Here is an 18,244-nt window from a genome sequence, read left to right as displayed (position 1 = left end):
ACATATGGCCCACCCCGTCAACCATCGCCTCTCTGTCCGGCGGGGGCCCGACCTTGCGCCCCACCGCCCCCCCTGGTCATCCCCACACGCATTCCCCCCCCCCCCCCGGCGGGGGGGGGGGGGCCCCCCCCCCGGCTCTTTTCTTCAAGACGGGTTGCCTTCAAGTCGATCCACACTTCGTCTCGGCTTGCCTCGACACCTCTCCTCCGTTCGACGGGGAGAGGAAGTGCCAACCGCAACGCCCGGCGCCCTTCCTCTATCCCTTTCAGGGCAAAGGTGCGGAGCGAGGCGGAGTGGGGAGGGCGAGTGAACGCAAACTTTCCATCGGCCTGGAATTCGGTTCTCAGTCCGGCCGTTGCCGTATCCGTCAATGGAAGGATACTTTCCGTTTGTGCGGTAAAATCGTCATCGCGCTTTCCATACGCGTCGTTCGCTATCCAGAGATCAACCTATTTCGCAACCATTTGCCGGCCCCCGGCCAATTGGCCCGCCTCTTGCTGCTGGAAGAAAAAGGTCGAAAGGAGGCTTCCCAATGAACGACGCGCCACGGGTGCTCGTGCTCGGCATCGGAAATCTGCTATGGGCCGACGAGGGCTTCGGCATCCGCGTGGTGGAGGAGTTCCACCGGCTCTGCGAAACGGCGGACAACGTCCGGGCCATGGATGGCGGCACGCAGGGCATCTACCTCCTCCAACATATCCGCGAGGCCGACATCCTCGTGGTGTTCGACGCGGTCGACTACGGCTTGGCGCCCGGCACGCTGAAGCTCGTCGAAGGCAGCGAGGTGCCGGCCTTCCTCGGTGTGAAGAAGATTTCGCTCCACCAGACTGGCTTTCAGGAAGTTCTCGCCATGGCCGAGATGATGGGTGACTATCCCGCCCATCTCCTTCTCGTCGGCGTGCAACCGGTCGAGCTGGACGACTACGGCGGCAGTCTCCGGCCCGCGGTGAAGGCTCAGATCGAGCCTGCAATCGAGATCGCCATCGAGTGGCTCGCCTGGCTCGGCGCGACGATCGCCAAGCGCACCGAACCGCTGGCCGAAGAAGAGACGCTCGCCTCGCGCGAAATGCGCATCGGCATCTACGAGAGCGGTCGACCCCGACCGGAAGAGGCCTGTCGTCACGGCGCGCGGCTTCTCGAGAATGGTGCCTTCGCTGGTCCGGCGAATTTCGAGTGCGAGGTCGACGCGCTTTTGCAATCGTCTGGAAGGCAGGGCTGATGTGTGTCGGCGTTCCCTTCCAGGTGGTTGAATGCAGCGGCGGCATTGCCCTGTGCACCGGTCGCAGCGGCACGCGGCGCCTCGATATGACCCTGGTGGGCGACCAGCCAGCGGGTACGTGGATACTCGCCTTCCTCGACACCGCGCGCGAGACTGTCACTGCCGAGACGGCGCGCCTGATCGCCGACGCGATCGAAGCGACGGAGCGTGCGCTCGCCGGCGACACCGACCTCGACCACCTCTTCGCCGACCTGGTCGGCCGCGAGCCGCAACTGCCGGAGCATTTGCGGCCGGGGCAAGCCCTTTCACCGCAAGGCACGGAGGACGCCTGAGTCCATGTTTTCACCCGTTCTCACCATGATGATGGAGCGCCACCGCATCCCGGTGGTTGACGAGGCGAACATCGACGCATTCGCCGAGGCCCACGACCTCACCGCGCTGTTTTTTCCCGGTGACTGGTTGCGGCTCGCCGAGAGCAACGATGTGGCGGTGATCCTCCCGGAGCTGGTGCAGGCCTTCCAGGGCGTGTTCAAGCCCGCCGTGGTATCGCGCGAGAGCGAACGCGAGCTGCAAAGCCGCTATCGCTTCGACGCCTTCCCGGCGCTTGTCTTCCTGAGGAACGGCGAATATCTCGGCGCCATAAAGCGCGTGCTCGACTGGGAAGACTACCTCACTCAGATCGACGGCAAACTGAGGCGCGGGCCGAGCGCGCCGCCGCGTTTCGAGCTTCCCGAAGCCTGCGCGACCCACGACCGTCACGACCACGATCATTTCCAGTGAGCGAAAGCGGCCGGGAGGGCGCATCATGGCAGCATCGCTATTCGGCGGCATCGGGCCGGGTTCACAGCCGAGCGAAGGGGACGGCAGCGACTTGCAGTATATGGAAATGCCGAAGGGCATGGCGACCTCTGCGTCACCCATGTTGCCGGAGAAGGAAAATGTCGCCGGGCTCGAAGCTGCTTTGGCGGTGCTCTCCGCGCTGGCTGAAAGCCTCGGCCGGTCCTCGCCGGATTGCGAAAACGCGGTGCATGATCTTTCCGGCCTCGACGACGCCAATCTTGCGCTGATCGACCAGGCGCTGGGCGAGGGCGAGGTCTTGATCATCTGCGGCGACGACCTGAAGGCTCAGGAGTCGGTGCTCGCCGGTATCTGGCGCGTGCGCCAGACCGGAACGGATGGCAGGCTCGTGCGCGATTTCGTCGAGGTCGGCGCCTTTCCCTCGGCCGTGCTGGAGAGGGCCTTCGCCGGCTGCCGCAATACGCTCGCTGCGCCGGCGACCTATCCGACGGGCGTCTTCAACGCGCCGCCGCTGATTTCGGAGCTCAATGGCCGCATCCCGCTCGTCGGGCCCGACGTCGGGCCGCACGCCATAAACCTGTCGCTGCTGCCGCACACTGAAGAGGACTTGACCTTCCTCGACGGCCTGCTTGGCCACGGGCCGGTGGTCGTGCTGTCGCGTGGCTACGGCAATTGCCGCGTGACCACGACGGGGACGCGCGGCGTCTGGTGGGTGCGCTTCTTCAATTCGACCGACGATCTCATCCTCAACACGATCGAGGTCACGGCCTTGCCGGGGGTGGTCCGCGCTGCGCCCGAGGATATTGCGGACAGCCGCCAGCGGCTCCTCGAAATCCTGGAGGTCTACCGGTGAACGACTCCTTCTTTGCCGGTTCATATGGCGGCGACAATGCCAAGATCGGCCCGATGTCGCGGCTCGAATGCAGGATTTGCTGGCATGTCTACGACCCGGCTGAGGGCGACGACTACTGGCAGATCCCGCCCGGCACGCCCTTCGCCGAACTGCCGGCCAACTGGAGCTGCCCCACCTGTGACGGCTCCAAGCAGGGCTTCATGGTCGTGAGCGATTGACATGGATCATTCGCAAGCCGTCGCTGCCCATCTAGAGTTCGTGTTTCAGCGGATCGAACGGACGGCCATGGCAGGAATTCCGATCCTCAATCCGGCGCTTTGCGTCAGCGCGGTGGGCGTGCGGCAGTGGCAGGGCAAATGGCTCGCGGTTCTTGTCACGCCCTGGTTCATGAACCTCGTGCTTCTACCATTTGGCGACGGGCAAGCGCGCCCGCGCGTGCCTACGGGCACGAAGGAGCATGCATCATTCCCGGCGGGCCGGTTCGAGTTCTTCCGGGCCTATGAAGAGGAGCTCGGCTGCTACCGCATGTGCTCGCTGTTCTCGCCGATGTTCGAATTCGCCGACCAGGAGAGTGCGCAAGAGGCCGCGCGGCAGGTGCTTGCGGAACTGTTCAACCGTGAGGCGGAAGAAGACGAAGACGGCGAGATGATCCGTGTCTGGGAAGGCCGGCTACCTGAGGAAGAGGCAAGCGCGTTGGACGAGGTTGAGACAGCCGGAACACCCGCGAGCTCCCAGCCGGCGAAATTGACCCGCCGCTGGCTGTTCGGTTTGGGCGACAAGGAGGAGACCGCTGCATGAGCGTTGATGGCCGCGTCTCCATCGATCTCGTCTGCGATGGCGGTCGCGTTATGGAAGCCATCGTCACGCCGCCGCGCCCGGTTGCGCTTGGCCCGATCGTGCGAGCCCGGCCGGTGACGGAGGTCATCTCGGCGATCGGTTCGCTGTTCAGTGTCTGTAGTATTGCGCAGTCGGCGGCGAGCGTTGAGGCAGCCGAGGCGGCCCTGGAGATCGGGACGGACCGGCGCACGAAGCAAGCGCGGCGGCTTCTTGTGCTTACCGAAACGCTGCGCGAGCACCTGCTGCGCATTGGCTTGGATACTGCCAGTCTCGCGGGCGAGCCTGCCGACGGTAAAACCCTGCGCCGGTCTATGCGCCTGCCGCAGCGCCTCAAGCAGGCACTTTTTCCAGGCGGGAATGCGTTCGTTCCCGGCGTGTGCGTGGGGATTCCGGGCGCGGACGCTGCCGAAACGGCCGCCGAAGCGAGCCATCTAACGCAGTCCGTGGTCTACGAAGGCGAAAAGCCGCTTGGCGAGATGGATCGCGATGCCTTCGCGCAGTGGGCTATGGAGCGCGGCACGATTGCGGCCCGTCTCATCGCCCCGGTCTTGGCAAGGGGCTGGGCCATGATAGGCCACCCCGAAACGACAAACGGGGGAAACGAACATTTGCCGAAGGAAACGTCGGCCGACACGAGCTGCCTCGCCAGGCAGGCTGGTGCGCCGCTCGTTCGCGCTTTCCTTTCCGAAAACGGTGGAGCCGGCCTGGCCGCGCGGCTGGCTGCCCGCGTGGTCGAGGCATCGACGCTGCCGGCGCAGATCGCCGGAGGGCTCGCGGCCCTGCGGGATGTCGCGGAGGGGTCCGAAGTGCCTACGCGCGAAGTCTTTCGCGACGAGAACGGGGGCCGCTCTGCTACTGCCTTCGCCGAGGCAGCACGCGGCCGGCTGGAACATCGGATTGTTTTGAACGACGACCGAATCGCCGACTACGCCATCACGGCTCCGACCAGCATTCATTTCGCCGAGAGCGGCATTGCCGCGAGCTCGCTTTCGGCGCTCGCTGCATCCAGACGTGAAGATCTGGCGGTCCAGGCCGATCTCCTGGTCCGGGCCATCGACCCCTGCGTCGGCTACGATATCAGGCTCCGCTGATGCACGAGATGGCGATATGCGAGAGCGTCCGTGGCATCATCGAGGAAGAGGCCGCGAGACAGGATTTTCGGAAGGTGGGCCGCGTCTGCATGGAAATCGGGCGGCTATCCGCTGTCGAGGTCGAGGCGCTGAAGTTCGGCTTCGATGTCGTCATGCGTGGCTCTCTGGCGCAAGACGCAAGGCTGGAAATCGTCGAGACGGAAGGCAGGGCCTGGTGCATGCCTTGCGGCCAGAGCGTGCCGATCGCGGCACGCTTTGATCCATGCCCGGACTGCGGAAGCCATCAGCTGCAGGTGACCGGCGGCCAAGAAATGAAGATCAGGGAATTGGAGGTGAGCTGATGTGCACTATTTGCGGATGCGGCGAGGGCGCCGTCCGGATCGAGGGCAAGGCGCATGGCCATCACCATCATCACGGCCACGATCATGATCACCACCACGATCATGATCACGGCCCCCATCATGACGATCATGTGCACGATTGTGGCTCGGGCCCCGGTGGCACCCGTGCGCCGGGCATGAGCCAGGCGCGGATGGTCAAGCTGGAAAAGGATATCCATTCCAAGAACAACGAGTATGCCGATGCGAACAGGAAAATGTTCGCCGAGCGCGGCGTGCTTGCGCTCAACCTCGTCTCCAGCCCCGGCTCTGGCAAAACGACGCTGCTTTGCCGCACGATCGAGGCACTGAAGGGCAAGTTGCCGATCGCCGTGATCGAGGGCGACCAGCAGACTTCCAATGATGCCGACCGCATCCGCGCCACCGGCGCGCCCGCGATCCAGGTCAACACCGGCAAGGGCTGCCACCTCGACGCGCATATGGTCGGCCATGCCGCAGATCACCTCGACCTTGCCGAAGGAGGCCTGCTCCTCGTCGAAAACGTGGGAAACCTCGTCTGTCCGGCGGGCTTCGACCTAGGCGAGGCACACAAGGTGGTGGTGCTCTCAGTCACCGAGGGAGAGGACAAGCCATTGAAATATCACGACATGTTCGCCGCCGCCGATCTCATGATCCTCAACAAGACTGACCTGTTGCCGCATCTCGACTTCGACGTGGAGGCCTGCATCGCCAACGCCCGAAAGGTGAACCCGCGGATCAAGGTGCTGAGGGTTTCCGCGCGCACGGGCGAGGGGATGTCGGACTGGACGGCCTGGATCGGCGCGGTCCGCGCCATGGCGCTAGTCGGCCATCGGCGGGCGGCCGAGCTCGGAGCAGCCTGATGTGCCTGGCCATTCCCGCCCGCGTCGTTGAACTGCTCGATGACGACATGGCCGTGGTCGCGTTCGACAGGGTCACGAAGCGCATCTCATTGGCTTTGGTGGCAGACGTTTCGCTTGGCGATTTCGTGCTCGTCCATGTCGGTTATGCGCTCCACAAGGTGAGCCCCGAGGAGGCCGAGCGCACGCTGCAGCTGATGGCCGAAGCGGGCGTGCTGGAGGAGGGGCTGGAGGAGATTTCGGCGTGAAATATGTCGACGAATATCGCGACCAGGAGCTTGCGAAGACCATCGCCGGCGCCATCGCGATCGAGGCTGATCCGGAAAAGAGCTACCATTTCATGGAGTTCTGCGGTGGGCACACGCATGCGATTTTTCGCCACGGCGTGCAGGACCTGATGCCGCAGAACGTGCATTTCGTGCACGGACCCGGATGCCCCGTTTGCGTGCTTCCCATCTCTCGCCTCGACGATGCGGTGGAGCTCGCCGAGCGGCACGGGGTCATCCTTTGCACCTACGGCGACATGATGCGCGTGCCGGGCACCAAGCAACGCAGCCTGATCCGCGCCAAGGCGGACGGAGCGGATGTCCGCATGGTCTATTCAACGCTCGATGCCCTAAAGATCGCGCGTGAAAACCCCGAGCGGCAAGTCGTCTTCTTCGCCATCGGTTTCGAAACCACGACGCCGCCGACGGCCGTCGCGATCAAGACGGCGCAAGCCGAGGGGTTCAAGAATTTCAGCGTGTTCTGCAACCATGTGCTCACGCCGGCCGCGATCTCTCACATTCTTGAATCGCCGGAAGTGCGGGAACTGGGCATCGTCAAGATTGACGGGTTTCTGGGACCTTCGCACGTCTCCTCCGTGATCGGCTCGCAGCCATATGAATTCTTTGCCGAGGAATTCCAGAAGCCGGTTGTCATCGCCGGCTTCGAACCGCTGGACGTCATGCAGTCCATCCTGATGCTGATCCGGCAGGTCAATGAAGACCGGCACGAGGTCGAGAACGAATATACCCGCGTCGTGACCGAGGAGGGCAACCTCAAGGCGCAGGCACTGGTGAGCGAGGTCTTCGAGCTGCGCAAGACCTTTGACTGGCGCGGCCTCGGCACCGTGCCCTACAGCGCCCTGCGCATCCGCGACGCTTATGCCGATTTCGACGCCGAGAAGCGTTTCGAGCTGTCGGTCAAGGCTTCGCGCCAGGTGAAGTCCTGCGAATGCCCTTCGATCCTGCGCGGGGTGAAGAAGCCGACCGACTGCAAGCTGTTCGGCACCGTGTGCACGCCGCAGAACCCGATTGGCTCATGCATGGTCTCCTCCGAAGGCGCCTGCGCGGCCTACTGGACCTATGGCCGTTTCCGCGAGCCGAAGCTGTTGGAGGCGGCGGAATAATGAGCGCGAACGATCCCAGCCTAGCCGTCACCACCTCGTCGGTCCGCGGCGCGGTGGACATGACGCATGGCGCGGGCGGCCGCGCGATGGCCGAGCTGATTCGGGATATTTTTCAAAGACATCTGGCCAACGAGTTCCTGGCCCAGGCTAACGACGCGGCCCTGCTCGGCACCGTCTGCGGACGCCTGGTGATGGCAACGGACGCGCATGTCATCTCGCCTCTGTTCTTTCCGGGCGGGGATATCGGAGCACTGGCGGTCCACGGCACGATTAACGACGTCGCCATGATGGGCGCGCGGCCGCTCTGGTTGTCCGCGTCCTTCATCCTGGAGGAAGGTTTTCCGTTGGCCGAACTGGAAAGAATAGTTGTTTCAATGGCTTTTGCCGCCCGGGAAGCAGGCGTACCCGTGGTTACGGGCGACACCAAGGTGGTGGAGAAGGGCAAAGGCGACGGCGTTTTCATCTCCGCGACCGCTGTTGGCGTGCTGGCGGACGGCACAGACATCTCCGGAAGCAATGCCCGGCCGGGCGATGCAATCCTTGTCTCCGGCACCATGGGCGACCACGGAGTCGCAATCCTGTCGAAGCGCGAACACCTTGATTTTGAAACGGAAATTATCTCCGACAGCCAAGCTCTGCACGATCTGGTGGCGGCGATGCTTGGCTCCGTTCCTGGTATCCGGGTGTTGCGTGACCCCACGCGCGGCGGACTGTCGGCGACGCTGAACGAAATCGCGCAGCAGTCCAAGGTCGGAATGGTAATCCGGGAAGCGGCGGTTCCGGTGAAGCCGGAGGTCGCGGCGGCGTGCGAACTGCTCGGCCTCGACCCGCTGAATGTTGCCAACGAAGGCAAGCTGATCGCCATCTGCGTGGCGCAAGACGCGAAGACTTTGCTCGCCGAGATACGCGCTCATCCCATGGGCCGGGATGCCGCAATCATTGGCGAAGTCGTCACAGACCAGCATGCGCTGGTGCGGATGAAAACGAGACTTGGCGGTATGCGCGTGGTCGACTGGATCGCCGGGGAACAGCTCCCGAGGATCTGCTGAAGATGCGCATTCTGCTTCTCGTCACCGCCTTCAACGCCTTGAGTCAGAGGATTTTCGTGGCGCTTGGCGAGCACGCACACGAGGTCTCGGTCGAGATGGACGTCAACGACGAGCGGACCATGGAGGCGGTAGATTTGTTTCGGCCGGACCTCGTTATTGCCCCGTTTCTGAAGCGGGCAATCCCGAAAGAAGTCTATGAAAATCGATGCTGTATGATCGTTCACCCAGGCATCGTCGGCGACCGCGGCCCCTCCGCGCTGGACTGGGCGATGGTGGACGGGGCGACGCAGTGGGGTGTCACGGTGCTGGAAGCGGCGGCCCAAATGGATGCGGGGCCGGTCTGGGCGAGCGCCACCTTCGCGATGCGAAAGGCGACGAAATCGAGCCTCTACAGCAACGAGGTGACCGACGCGGCGGTGACGGCGGTGCTCGAAGCGATCGCGCGGTTCGAGCAGGGCGAAAAGCCGATTGCCCTGGAAGAACAATCTGTAGCGCCGCTGGGCCGGTGGCGGGACGCGATCAAACAGGCGGACCGGCGGATCGATTGGGCTGCCGACACGACCGAAACGGTGCTGAAGAATATCGCAGCAGCCGACGGCGCGCCCGGCGTGCGGGACGAACTTTTCGGCGAAACGGTCTTCCTTTTCGACGCGCGAGACGCACGTGAACCAGGGGGTGACTTGCCTCTCGCGCGGGGTGAACGGGGCAAGATATCGCTCCCCGAGCCGGGAGTGGTCGCCGCCAGAAGCGGGCCGGCGATCGCCATCGTCACCGGCGACGGCGCGTTGTGGATCGGCCATGTCCGGCATCCCAATTCGCCACACCCGTTCAAGCTGCCGGCGACCATGGTCTTCGCGAAGGAAGTTGCAGACCTGCCGGAGATCCCGCTCAATTCACCGGGCGGTTATCAGGACATCACCTACGAAGAAGAAGCTGCGGTCGGCTATCTGCACTTCCCCTTCTATAACGGTGCAATGGGAAAGGACGCCTGTCGAAGACTTTTGGACGCTTATACAAAAGCGACGGAGCGTCCGACCAGGGCGATCGTGCTGTGCGGAGGGCCGCAGTTCTGGTCCAACGGGCTCGACCTCAACCGGATCGAGGCGGCCGACAGCGCGGCCGACGATTCCTGGGTCAACATCAATGCCATCGACGACCTCGCCGATGCGATCATCCGCACGACAAGCCACATCACCGTAGCAGCGCTTGCCGGAAATGCGGCAGCGGGCGGCGTGTTTCTCGCCCGCAGCACCGACCAGCTCTGGATGCGCTCGAGCGTCATCCTCAACCCGCATTACAAGGACATGGGCAATCTCTACGGCTCGGAGTTCTGGACCTATCTCCTGCCGAGCTGCTGCGGGACTGAGAATGCCCGCCGGATCGCGGCAGCGCGCCTGCCGATGGGCGCGAAGGAGGCGCTGAATCTGAATCTGGCCAACCGGGTGTTCGCGGGGGCAAGCGAGCTGTTCACGGCGCAAGTGAGGGCGTCGGCTGCCGCGCTGGCCGGGAGCGAAGAGTTTCCGGGGTTGCTCGCCGAAAAACAAGCCCGGCGCGCAGCCGACGAGGCGGCCAAGCCGCTTTGCGCCTATCGCGAGGAGGAGCTTTCGCGGATGCGCCGCAATTTCTATGGCTTCGACCCAAGCTACCACGTCGCGCGGCATAATTTCGTGCACAAGGTGCCGAAGTCGCGCACCCCAGTGACGATCGCCCGCCACCGCGACGTCGCCTGGCAGGCCGGCCGGGAGGGAAGGAAAAAGGCATCGTGAGCGACCTGCCGGGCATATTGATCGTCGACGACGAAATCCGCTCGCTGGAGGCGCAACGGCGCGTCCTGAGCGAGGATTTCGATGTCCACGTAGCCAGCGACACCAAGGCCGCCAGCTCGATCCTGGAGATGGAATGGATCCAGATCATCCTGTGTGACCAGCGCATAGCCGGCACCTGCCGCACCGAGTTCCTGAAGCAGGCGCGCACCCGCTGGCCGGACATCGTGCGCATGATCATCTCGGGCTACACCGACGCGCATGACACCATCGACGGCATCAACGAGGCCGGCATCTACCAGTACATCACCAAGCTCTGTCATCCGGAAAACCTCACGCTCACGCTGAAGAACGGGGTGCAGCTCTTTCTCCAGATCGCGGTTCGTCGCCGCCACCACGCGCAGATCGACCTGCTCTACGCATTGCAGAACTTTTCGCCACGCGACTGGGCCGGCAATCGTGGCCCGCTGGAGCTGGCGCTCGAAGGTGCGCCGGTGCGGCTCGGCGAGACCGAGCCGGTTGCAGTCCAGCACATCGTGCGGTCGTTGGACCCGTGCATAGTGTGCACGGTGCGCTGATGGGCCCGCCGCTCGCCGAGCCCGCAGTGGAGGGACGCCTGGTCCGGGTGACGGGGCTGGTGCAAGGCGTCGGCTTCCGGCCGACAGTGTGGCGCATCGCGACCGCTATGGGGCTATCGGGTCACGTCCGCAACGATGCTGCAGGCGTGGAGATCGCGCTGTGGTGCAGCGATGCCGAGTTCGAGACCTTCGCGGACAGGCTAAAGGCGCAATGCCCGCCGTTGGCGCGGATCGACGGGATCGAGACGGCGACGCTTGAGGGGCCGCGGCCGGCGGGCGGCTTCGCCATAGCGGCGAGCGCGGGCGGGCGGGTGAAGACCGGCATCGTGCCCGATGCCGCCTGCTGCCTGGAATGTCTTGCGGAAGTGCTCGACCCCAAGGACCGGCGCTATTTCTACCCGTTCGCCAATTGCACGCATTGCGGGCCGCGTCTGTCAATCGTCAAGGCTATCCCCTATGACCGCCGCTCGACCGCTATGGCACGATTTTCGACCTGCGAGGAATGCCGGGCCGAGTATGAAAATCCGGCCGACCGCCGCTATCACGCCCAGCCGATCGCCTGCCCGGCCTGCGGCCCGCGCGTCTGGTTGGAAGGTCCAGACCACGTCGTGGTCGGCGGCGGCCCGCAGGCGGTGATCCGCGAGGCGGCGGCGCTGATCGGGGAAGGGCGGATCGTCGCGATCAAGGGCATCGGCGGGTTCCACCTCGCCTGCGACGCGACGGACGAAGCGGCGGTGGCGCAGCTGCGCGCCCGCAAGAAGCGCGACGGTAAGCCGTTCGCGCTGATGGCGCGCGACTTGGAGCAGCTTGCCGAATTCGCGGAGCTGTCGGGCGAGGAGCGCGTGGCGCTTGCCGCCCGAGCGGCGCCGATCGTGCTGGTGAAGCGCCGTGACAGCTGCGGCGTTGCGGCGGGCGTGGCGCCGCAGCACGAGCGGCTCGGTTTCATGCTGCCCTACACGCCGTTGCATCATCTCTTGCTGCGGGCGCTGGACGGTCCGGTGGTGATGACCTCCGGCAATCGTTCGGGCGAGCCGCAATGCACGGACAATGACGAGGCGCGGCAGGAGCTTGCCGGGATCGCCGACTTCTGGCTGATGCACGACCGCGAGATTGTCAACCGGCTCGACGACAGCGTGGTGCGATTCGACGGGCACGGCATTTCGGTGTTGCGGCGCGCGCGCGGCTTCGCGCCGGAGCCGCTGGCGCTGCCGGCGGGCTTCGATGGCCCGGTCAGGGCGCTGGCTGCGGGCGGCGACCTAAAGGCCGCGTTCTGCCTGGCGGGCGACGGCAACGCGCTGCTGTCGCAGCATCTCGGCGACCTCGACGAGCTGAAGAACCAGAACGCGTGGAGGCAGGCGTTGGGGCTGTATCGAAGCCTGTTCGACACGAAGCCGGACCTCATTGTGGCCGACCGGAATCCGGGCTACCGTTCGACCCAGCTTGCCATGGAGCTTGCCCGTGAGACCGCGGCGAGGTTTGTGCAGGTCCAGCACCATCACGCGCATCTCGCCTCGTGCCTTGCCCAGCACGGCCGCGCAATCGACGCACCGCCGGTGCTGGGCATTATCCTCGACGGTCTCGGATACGGCGATGACGGCACGATCTGGGGCGGCGAGTTCCTGCTCGGCGGCTATCGAGGGTTCCGGAGGCTGGCATACTTCGAGCCGGTCGCCATGCCCGGCGGCGACAAGGCCAGCCTCGAGCCGTGGCGCAATGCCTATGCGCATCTGCGGGCGGCTTTCGGTCCGGATTTCCTGGCCAAGCTTCCTGCCGATCGGCCCTTCGTCCCCGCCTTGGCCGAAAAGCCGCTTCGGGTGCTGGACCGGATGATCGAGAGGGGCGTCAATGCTCCGCTTGCCTCCTCGGCGGGGCGGCTTTTCGATGCCTGCGCGGCAGTCCTCGGCATCTGTTTGGAGCGCCAGAGCTACGAGGGGCAAGCCGGCATGGGGATGGAGGCGCTCGCCAGCCCGTTCATGGATGCGGCCGAGGCTTGGCCAGCAACCTCGCGGAAGGGACCGGTTATCTCCTGGAAAGGTCTGTGGGAAGCGCTTCTTTGTGATCAGGCTTTGGGCGCCGAAACCGGGCTGATTGCTGCGCGCTTCCACAGGACGCTGATAGAGATCATCTCGCGGAAGGCCATCGGACTCACTAACGAAAACGGCGTCGGCACGGTCGCACTGTCCGGTGGCGCTTTCCAGAATCGGCTGCTGCTCAAAGGCGTACTTGCCGAGCTCACAGTCGCAGGATTGGAGGGGCTGGCGCACGTAAGCATTCCCGCAAACGACGGCGGTCTGGCGCTCGGCCAGGCAACGATCGGCCTAGCCCTTTCGCATTGAGACCAATCGTTGAAGAAAAAATATCAGCATCGTCCAAATAAGGCGCTGCGCATTGTGACGTGCGGCGGCCAGCTTTGCGCATTTCGTCCGGGCCGTGAGTGGCTGATCGCGTATGGCCGGGTAAAAGGACTAGCCAGGAATGATGCTCCGAGGGAATCGTCGAGGACGGGTACGCAGCCAAGGATCGTGTCGCTTGGCAGTTAATGGGGCTCTGCCTCACTTTGTGTGGTTCATTCGCCGTTGGCGAGGGATGCCGCTATGTGCGGGCATGCGAACGAAAACAAAATGGTCCCCCGGCCCAGGGGCTAAAATACGGGGTGTCGCGCTCACTGATGATGACAGTTGGCTTGTTTCCGCTGCCGGACCGGCGTTCGGCATTTTGCCCAGATTGCGGACGACGGACCCGAAGTCGGCATGGCTGGTCCAACCGCAGCCTTCAGAATCTGCCGGTCCAGGGCAAGACCGTGACGGTGAAGCCTCGGTTGAGCCGCTGGCGGTGCGCACATCAGAAATGTGAACGACAAACATTCACCGACCGTCTGCCGACGATTGCTTCCCCTTGGAGGGTCGCGGAGATTGTCGGTCTGCTCGGCCATAGCACCGGCGGCCGTCCCGGCGAGCGCTTGATGCGACGGCTCGGCATGCCGGTCTGCGACGACACTATCCTGTGGCAGCTGAAGCGAGATGCCGCGGTCGCTCACAGCAACTCCACCATTCGGGTCGTTGGCATCGATGACTGGAGCTGGCGGCGATCATGGCGCTACGGCACGATGATCGTGGACCTGGAGCGCCATTCGGTTGTCGACATCCTGGATGACAGAAGCGTGGCGAGTGCGTCGCAATGGCTAGAGCGGCACCCTTCCGTCGAGATCGTGAGCCGAGACCGATGCGGGCTCTATGCGCAAGCTGTTCGCGAGGGTGCACCGCAAGCGCGCCAGGTGGCTGATCGGTTCCATCTCATGTAGAATCTGCGGGTCGCAATCGAGGAGCAGATGAGCCTTTCGGGCCGCGCCACGGGGCCTGCATTGCTGCCCGATAAGGGTATCGGGAGCGCGCAAGTCGATCTGATGCAGGATGATCCGCACGTTGACGCAACGCATCGGCGCCGGGTGCGCCACGCTCATCGACAATCGCGGCAGACGGTGTTCGAAATGGTTCACGCCTTGCGCAAGGAAAAGGCTGTCCTGTTCCGAGATCGCCCGTCGTACCGGCTACGGCCGGCGCAGCATCGCCAAATGGCTGAATTTCGACACGCCACCCGACCGACGCAGGGCCGCGTCGAGCCGACGTCACCCTTATATTTCGAGGCGTTTCTTAGCCAGTCCTGGAGAGACGGCAATCGCTGCGGACGACACCTGTTCCACGATATCAAACAGCGCGGCTACACGGGCAGTTTCTCGAATCTGGAGCGGCTTCTCCCAAGCTGGCGCCGCGCCGAGAGGACGGGCGAGGACAGTGCGTCGCCTGCTTCGATCATACGCCATCAACCAGCCCGCGATGCTGTCCCCATCCAGGATCCGGCGACCGGCCATGTGATCTCGCCGGTAGTCGCCGCGGCCCTCTGCATGAAGGCCCGGGGTATGCTGACGATCAACCAGGCGAGAAAGGTCGACGTCCTGAAGCAAGGATCACATGAGTTTGCCACGATGCGCAGGCTTGCCATGCGCTTCCGCGGCATTTTGCGGGGCCTGTGAATTGGACAAGCTCGACACTTGGATCGAGGATGCCGTCAACTCCGGGCTCGTCGCCATCACGCGTTTCGCTCGGGTCCTACGCCGTGACGTTGACGCCGTTCGCAATGCCATTGAATTACGGTGGAGCAACGGCCAGGCGGAAGGGCAGATCAACCGCCTGAAGACGATCAAGCGTGCGATGTACGGCAGAGCGGGCTCCGAACTCCTTAGGGCACGCATGCTGCCACTCAACCGGCCTGATCACCACACAAAGTGACGAAGAACCTGGTTAAGTGCAAAGCGACAATTGCCTCGACGGCGGGTCCCGGCAGGTTTATGCTGCCCAATGTTACCGCAATCCGGAATGGCGATTGAGTACCTTCACGAGTGAAGGGATTCCCGCGGTCTTAGAGATGAGTTGTCGAATGGCGCGAAGTCGCACAGAATCGTGTGTTTGATATCGATCAGGATCGCGAGCTATTTCAGGCGCAGAGAGGTGTTGCGCCCGATGCACAAGTTGCTCCCGGTCCAACGGAAGTGAATGGGGTGGAACTGCTTTGTTGGCCAAATTGTTGACGGAACGTCCGGCGCCCATTGTTGCTACATGTCTGGATTCTTGGGGCGTTTTGGATGATGCAATCCACCATCTCACTCCAAAGGGCAGTGGAATCTGGAACAATGTCGCTTTTGTACGCACGACATCCTTCGTGCCCGATTGGCATATCGTCTTTAACTCTGCTTCTCTTTTTGGGCTCCCTGTTGATATCGAGGCGAGCCCAAACAGGACAATTTTTGCAATCGGCGAACCGCCGACGAAAGCTCATCGCGCATTTCATGAAGGGCAGGGGAAAAATACTATCGTCCTGACGTCTGACGCAGAGCTGGCTGCTCGGCAGAATGCAGGGCGCCGATTCGTTTTGGCTCCACCTATCACTCGGTCTTGGTCTGTAAACAAGACATATGACCAACTTCTGGTCAGCGAAGTCGTGGACAAGCCGCTTCGGCTCTCATGGATTACCAGTAACATCGCCCTGCTTAAAGGGCATCGATATCGGCTGGCGTTTCTGGAACGGCTGAGAGAGGAGCTCGATTTTGACCTGTTCGGCCGAGGTTTTCGGCTGATTGGAGATAAATGGAACGCACTCGCACCTTACCGTTACAGTATAGCTTTCGAGAATACTCGTGCTGATTACTATTTTACAGAGAAGCTTATGGACTGCTTCGTTGCTGAAACAATGCCGATCTATTACGGCAGCCCGGCAATCACGAGGTTCTTCCCTTCGGACTCAATGGTTCTGATTGACCCAGAGGACAAGAACGTAATCCAAAAAATTCAAGAAATCATCAACTCGGACCTCTGGAAGGAGCGTCGCGGCGCAATACGAGAGGCGAAGCGGTTGGTCCTCGAGAAATACAATACGTTTGCTTATCTCGCGGGCTTCATCGAAAGCGTTCAGGATAAACCCTTACCGCCAGAAATTATACACATCGATTCGCCTGAGGTCGATTTTGGAATAGACGAATGAAGTACTCCAACGCTCGCTTCGCGTGCCCGGCGGTTGGTGGTCTGGCGAGATCGGTACGGAAAGCTCGGCGGAGAATGCCTACTGCGCAGAACGGCCGGTACGGGCGCACGAGGTCATGCGCCCCCGGCTGCCGCTGATTAGACGAACTGGGGAAGGCCAGGAACTGAATTGAGGACCTCGTCCACGAGTTCGTCGCCGACACGTTCCTTGGTGAAGGCGATCGTCTCGTTGGCGAGGCCGGCGATCTTTGCCATGCTGAGACCCTCACTCATCAATTGCTGGCCGAGCCCCATAAGGCCGCCACCCTCTGGGTCGTCGCCATGATACTTCGCTACTAATTCCGAAGCTCCCGGAATGGCCTCGATCATGCGGGCAACGGGACCGTCGGCCGCGTGGCTTTGCAGGAAACCCAGCATTAACCCAACGGCCTTCTCTGCGAGAGCCGGGCCGATGCCGGCACCAGCGGCGATGCGCGGTAAGAATTCTTCCATGCAGGGTCTCTCTCTCTTTACACGGGGCCGGTCCGGCGCCCAGCGCCCTTGGCCGAACCACAATTGAACTCCACAAAAATAGGCCGAGCGGAAGTGCTATTGCGCGTAAAACCGCCTCTGTCAACGCAAGCTGCGTCGGACGTGCGTATTTCGCAAAAACGAGACAGTCGTTCCGCTAAATCGGGGACAGCAGTTTCACTAATTCGCGGACAGCAGGATGGGGTCGGCGCTCGGTTGCCTGGTTGAAGTCATTTGCGATTGATTTCGCCGTTTTCGGCGCCGGTCAAGGGCGGCGGTGTTTTTTGCTTTCTCATGCTCGCCGATCATGGCGTGCCACTGGGCGATCGGCAGTTGGGCGGTGATCAGCGTTGATTTCCGGCGATAGCGTTCCTCGAAGATTTCCAGCAGATCGAGACGCTGCTGGTCGGTCAGGCTGTGGGTGCCCCAGTCGTCAAGGATGAGCAGTTGCACCCGAGCCAGCTTGTCGATGAGACGGGGAAAGCGGCCGTCGCGACGCGCCAGGGCGAGATCTTCGAACAGACGCGGCATGCGCAGGTAGAGCACGGAATGATTCGAGCCGGGCGGCCTGACGTCCGAAGGCGCAGGCCAGCCAAGTCTTTCCGGTGCCGGTCGGACTGGGCTCATAATGCCCGTTATCAGGATGGCGAGGCAAAGAAGATTGTCCGTTACGCCTTTCATCCACGTTCGGGCGGGGAGATTTTCGTCACAGGCCGTCAGCGTTATTGCGGTGAGCCGGCCTATGTCGGGCGACAACCGGATGGCAGCCTGGCGCTGATTCCGATCTGGATGACGGAAGAGATCGCCCTGACGATGGCGGTTCGCGAGGCGCCCCGTTTTCCCCTTTCATGCCTGCGCGACCTGCGCCGCGAGGTCGATGCATGTCTACGTTTTCTGCAGAGCGACTCACGCCAGCCAGGAGACGACCATGCAGCGCAGGCAATGCCGAACCGACCAGCCAGACCTGTTTTCCAAGAAGGCTCCGCCATCGAGTCTTCCAGGCGAAGTCCGGGAACGCACCCTCCCGCTGATCGAGACCTTGCTGAGGGAAGCGGTGGTGAGCCAGACGGGACGGGAGGCAGATCATGAAGATCACCGCTGAACATCTCGCGCGCGGTGCCTATGTCTATGTCCGGCAGTCGACGGCCGATCAGCTCGTCAAAAATCCCGAGAGCCGGCGACGCCAATATGGCCTTGCCGAGCGAGCGCGGTCCCTTGGCTGGAAAGACGCCATCGTCATCGATGAAGATCTCGGTCGTTCAGGGTCTGGCATCCGCCGTCCGGGCTTTGAGAAGCTTCTGGCGGCGATCTGCGAAGGTCGGGTTGGTGCGGTCCTCGCCATTGAAGCCTCCCGGCTGGCCCGCAATGGCCGGGACTGGCATACGCTCATCGAGTTTTGCGGCCTT

19 protein-coding genes and 1 pseudogene are annotated in these 18,244 nt (G+C 63.0%); 18 read left to right on the top strand and 2 right to left on the bottom strand.

Annotated elements, in window-relative coordinates; translation table 11 throughout:
* Nucleotides 1-532 precede the first annotated feature (532 nt).
* From NKJ73_RS32915 to NKJ73_RS32830, 17 genes and pseudogenes are all read left to right on the top strand, one after another.
* Nucleotides 533-1,219: a HyaD/HybD family hydrogenase maturation endopeptidase gene (locus NKJ73_RS32915; protein WP_352572506.1), complete on the top strand. Its 687-nt coding sequence runs from the start codon at nucleotides 533-535 to the stop codon at nucleotides 1,217-1,219.
* Complete coding sequence (locus NKJ73_RS32910; RefSeq protein ID WP_023679110.1) at nucleotides 1,219-1,551, top strand: HypC/HybG/HupF family hydrogenase formation chaperone; 333 nt, start codon at nucleotides 1,219-1,221, stop codon at nucleotides 1,549-1,551. The genes NKJ73_RS32915 and NKJ73_RS32910 overlap by 1 nt, the downstream gene beginning before the upstream one ends.
* Before the next feature lie 4 nt (nucleotides 1,552-1,555).
* Nucleotides 1,556-1,999 carry a thioredoxin domain-containing protein gene (locus NKJ73_RS32905; protein ID WP_352572503.1) on the top strand — a complete coding sequence of 148 codons (444 nt, stop codon included), beginning with the start codon at nucleotides 1,556-1,558 and terminating at the stop codon, nucleotides 1,997-1,999.
* A 25-nt stretch (nucleotides 2,000-2,024) separates the two neighbouring features.
* The gene (locus tag NKJ73_RS32900) at nucleotides 2,025-2,870 is read left to right on the top strand and encodes a hydrogenase expression/formation protein (RefSeq protein ID WP_023679108.1); all 846 of its coding nucleotides are present in this window, start codon (nucleotides 2,025-2,027) and stop codon (nucleotides 2,868-2,870) included.
* Nucleotides 2,867-3,088, top strand: a complete 222-nt coding sequence (locus tag NKJ73_RS32895; protein ID WP_023679107.1) for a rubredoxin — start codon at nucleotides 2,867-2,869, stop codon at nucleotides 3,086-3,088. Before NKJ73_RS32900 ends, NKJ73_RS32895 begins: the two co-directional genes overlap by 4 nt.
* A 1-nt stretch (nucleotide 3,089) precedes the next feature.
* The gene (hybE, locus tag NKJ73_RS32890; protein ID WP_023679106.1) at nucleotides 3,090-3,668 is read left to right on the top strand and encodes a [NiFe]-hydrogenase assembly chaperone HybE; all 579 of its coding nucleotides are present in this window, start codon (nucleotides 3,090-3,092) and stop codon (nucleotides 3,666-3,668) included.
* Nucleotides 3,665-4,798, top strand: a complete 1,134-nt coding sequence (locus NKJ73_RS32885) for a hypothetical protein (protein WP_023679105.1) — start codon at nucleotides 3,665-3,667, stop codon at nucleotides 4,796-4,798. The genes hybE and NKJ73_RS32885 overlap by 4 nt, the downstream gene beginning before the upstream one ends.
* Nucleotides 4,798-5,139 carry a hydrogenase maturation nickel metallochaperone HypA gene (hypA, locus tag NKJ73_RS32880; protein ID WP_023679104.1) on the top strand — a complete coding sequence of 114 codons (342 nt, stop codon included), beginning with the start codon at nucleotides 4,798-4,800 and terminating at the stop codon, nucleotides 5,137-5,139. Before NKJ73_RS32885 ends, hypA begins: the two co-directional genes overlap by 1 nt.
* Nucleotides 5,139-6,017, top strand: a complete 879-nt coding sequence (gene hypB, locus NKJ73_RS32875) for a hydrogenase nickel incorporation protein HypB (protein WP_023679103.1) — start codon at nucleotides 5,139-5,141, stop codon at nucleotides 6,015-6,017. Before hypA ends, hypB begins: the two co-directional genes overlap by 1 nt.
* Nucleotides 6,017-6,262: a HypC/HybG/HupF family hydrogenase formation chaperone gene (locus NKJ73_RS32870; RefSeq protein ID WP_023679102.1), complete on the top strand. Its 246-nt coding sequence runs from the start codon at nucleotides 6,017-6,019 to the stop codon at nucleotides 6,260-6,262. Before hypB ends, NKJ73_RS32870 begins: the two co-directional genes overlap by 1 nt.
* Nucleotides 6,259-7,404 (top strand): hydrogenase formation protein HypD, encoded by a 1,146-nt coding sequence (gene hypD, locus NKJ73_RS32865; RefSeq protein ID WP_023679101.1) that lies wholly within the window; start codon nucleotides 6,259-6,261, stop codon nucleotides 7,402-7,404. The genes NKJ73_RS32870 and hypD overlap by 4 nt, the downstream gene beginning before the upstream one ends.
* The gene (gene hypE, locus NKJ73_RS32860) at nucleotides 7,404-8,453 is read left to right on the top strand and encodes a hydrogenase expression/formation protein HypE (protein WP_023679100.1); all 1,050 of its coding nucleotides are present in this window, start codon (nucleotides 7,404-7,406) and stop codon (nucleotides 8,451-8,453) included. Before hypD ends, hypE begins: the two co-directional genes overlap by 1 nt.
* A gap of 2 nt (nucleotides 8,454-8,455) precedes the next feature.
* Complete coding sequence (locus NKJ73_RS32855; protein WP_352572499.1) at nucleotides 8,456-10,219, top strand: enoyl-CoA hydratase-related protein; 1,764 nt, start codon at nucleotides 8,456-8,458, stop codon at nucleotides 10,217-10,219.
* Entirely contained in the window at nucleotides 10,216-10,794 is a 579-nt protein-coding gene (locus NKJ73_RS34420; RefSeq protein ID WP_023679098.1) for a response regulator, read from the top strand. Before NKJ73_RS32855 ends, NKJ73_RS34420 begins: the two co-directional genes overlap by 4 nt.
* Entirely contained in the window at nucleotides 10,794-13,130 is a 2,337-nt protein-coding gene (gene hypF, locus NKJ73_RS32840; protein ID WP_352572497.1) for a carbamoyltransferase HypF, read from the top strand. The genes NKJ73_RS34420 and hypF overlap by 1 nt, the downstream gene beginning before the upstream one ends.
* 268 nt (nucleotides 13,131-13,398) lie before the next feature.
* Nucleotides 13,399-15,080: pseudogene (locus tag NKJ73_RS32835) on the top strand (ISL3 family transposase).
* 283 nt (nucleotides 15,081-15,363) lie between these two features.
* Nucleotides 15,364-16,329 (top strand): glycosyltransferase family 10 domain-containing protein, encoded by a 966-nt coding sequence (locus NKJ73_RS32830; RefSeq protein WP_198023618.1) that lies wholly within the window; start codon nucleotides 15,364-15,366, stop codon nucleotides 16,327-16,329.
* 137 nt (nucleotides 16,330-16,466) lie between these two features.
* On the opposite strand, the gene NKJ73_RS32825 is transcribed toward NKJ73_RS32830, so the two are convergent.
* Nucleotides 16,467-16,820 carry a hypothetical protein gene (locus NKJ73_RS32825; protein WP_352572495.1) on the bottom strand — a complete coding sequence of 118 codons (354 nt, stop codon included), beginning with the start codon at nucleotides 16,818-16,820 and terminating at the stop codon, nucleotides 16,467-16,469.
* A 198-nt stretch (nucleotides 16,821-17,018) separates the two neighbouring features.
* Complete coding sequence (locus NKJ73_RS32820) at nucleotides 17,019-17,384, bottom strand: ATP-binding protein (protein ID WP_352579643.1); 366 nt, start codon at nucleotides 17,382-17,384, stop codon at nucleotides 17,019-17,021.
* Nucleotides 17,385-17,923: 539 nt separating this feature from the next.
* Here NKJ73_RS32820 and NKJ73_RS32815 point away from each other — a divergent pair.
* Nucleotides 17,924-18,244, top strand: a 321-nt coding sequence (locus NKJ73_RS32815; RefSeq protein WP_352572494.1) for a recombinase family protein, incomplete at its 3' end; no start/stop codon positions are given.

This window comes from Mesorhizobium sp. M0074, from assembly GCF_040322975.1.
In the GTDB taxonomy this organism is placed as follows: Bacteria; Pseudomonadota; Alphaproteobacteria; order Rhizobiales; family Rhizobiaceae; genus Mesorhizobium.
This window is presented reverse-complemented; position numbering and strand designations above follow the sequence as displayed.

What these genes read in the sequence shown, in the direction of transcription:
- NKJ73_RS32915 (WP_352572506.1), top strand. Translation starts at nt 533, where the DNA reads ATGAACGACGCGCCACGGGTGCTCGTGCTCGGCATCGGAAATCTGCTA.
- NKJ73_RS32910 (WP_023679110.1), top strand. Translation starts at nt 1,219, where the DNA reads ATGTGTGTCGGCGTTCCCTTCCAGGTGGTTGAATGCAGCGGCGGCATT.
- NKJ73_RS32905 (WP_352572503.1), top strand. Translation starts at nt 1,556, where the DNA reads ATGTTTTCACCCGTTCTCACCATGATGATGGAGCGCCACCGCATCCCG.
- NKJ73_RS32900 (WP_023679108.1), top strand. Translation starts at nt 2,025, where the DNA reads ATGGCAGCATCGCTATTCGGCGGCATCGGGCCGGGTTCACAGCCGAGC.
- hybE (WP_023679106.1), top strand. Translation starts at nt 3,090, where the DNA reads ATGGATCATTCGCAAGCCGTCGCTGCCCATCTAGAGTTCGTGTTTCAG.
- NKJ73_RS32885 (WP_023679105.1), top strand. Translation starts at nt 3,665, where the DNA reads ATGAGCGTTGATGGCCGCGTCTCCATCGATCTCGTCTGCGATGGCGGT.
- hypA (WP_023679104.1), top strand. Translation starts at nt 4,798, where the DNA reads ATGCACGAGATGGCGATATGCGAGAGCGTCCGTGGCATCATCGAGGAA.
- hypB (WP_023679103.1), top strand. Translation starts at nt 5,139, where the DNA reads ATGTGCACTATTTGCGGATGCGGCGAGGGCGCCGTCCGGATCGAGGGC.
- NKJ73_RS32870 (WP_023679102.1), top strand. Translation starts at nt 6,017, where the DNA reads ATGTGCCTGGCCATTCCCGCCCGCGTCGTTGAACTGCTCGATGACGAC.
- hypE (WP_023679100.1), top strand. Translation starts at nt 7,404, where the DNA reads ATGAGCGCGAACGATCCCAGCCTAGCCGTCACCACCTCGTCGGTCCGC.
- NKJ73_RS32855 (WP_352572499.1), top strand. Translation starts at nt 8,456, where the DNA reads ATGCGCATTCTGCTTCTCGTCACCGCCTTCAACGCCTTGAGTCAGAGG.
- hypF (WP_352572497.1), top strand. Translation starts at nt 10,794, where the DNA reads ATGGGCCCGCCGCTCGCCGAGCCCGCAGTGGAGGGACGCCTGGTCCGG.
- NKJ73_RS32825 (WP_352572495.1), bottom strand. Translation starts at nt 16,820, where the DNA reads ATGGAAGAATTCTTACCGCGCATCGCCGCTGGTGCCGGCATCGGCCCG.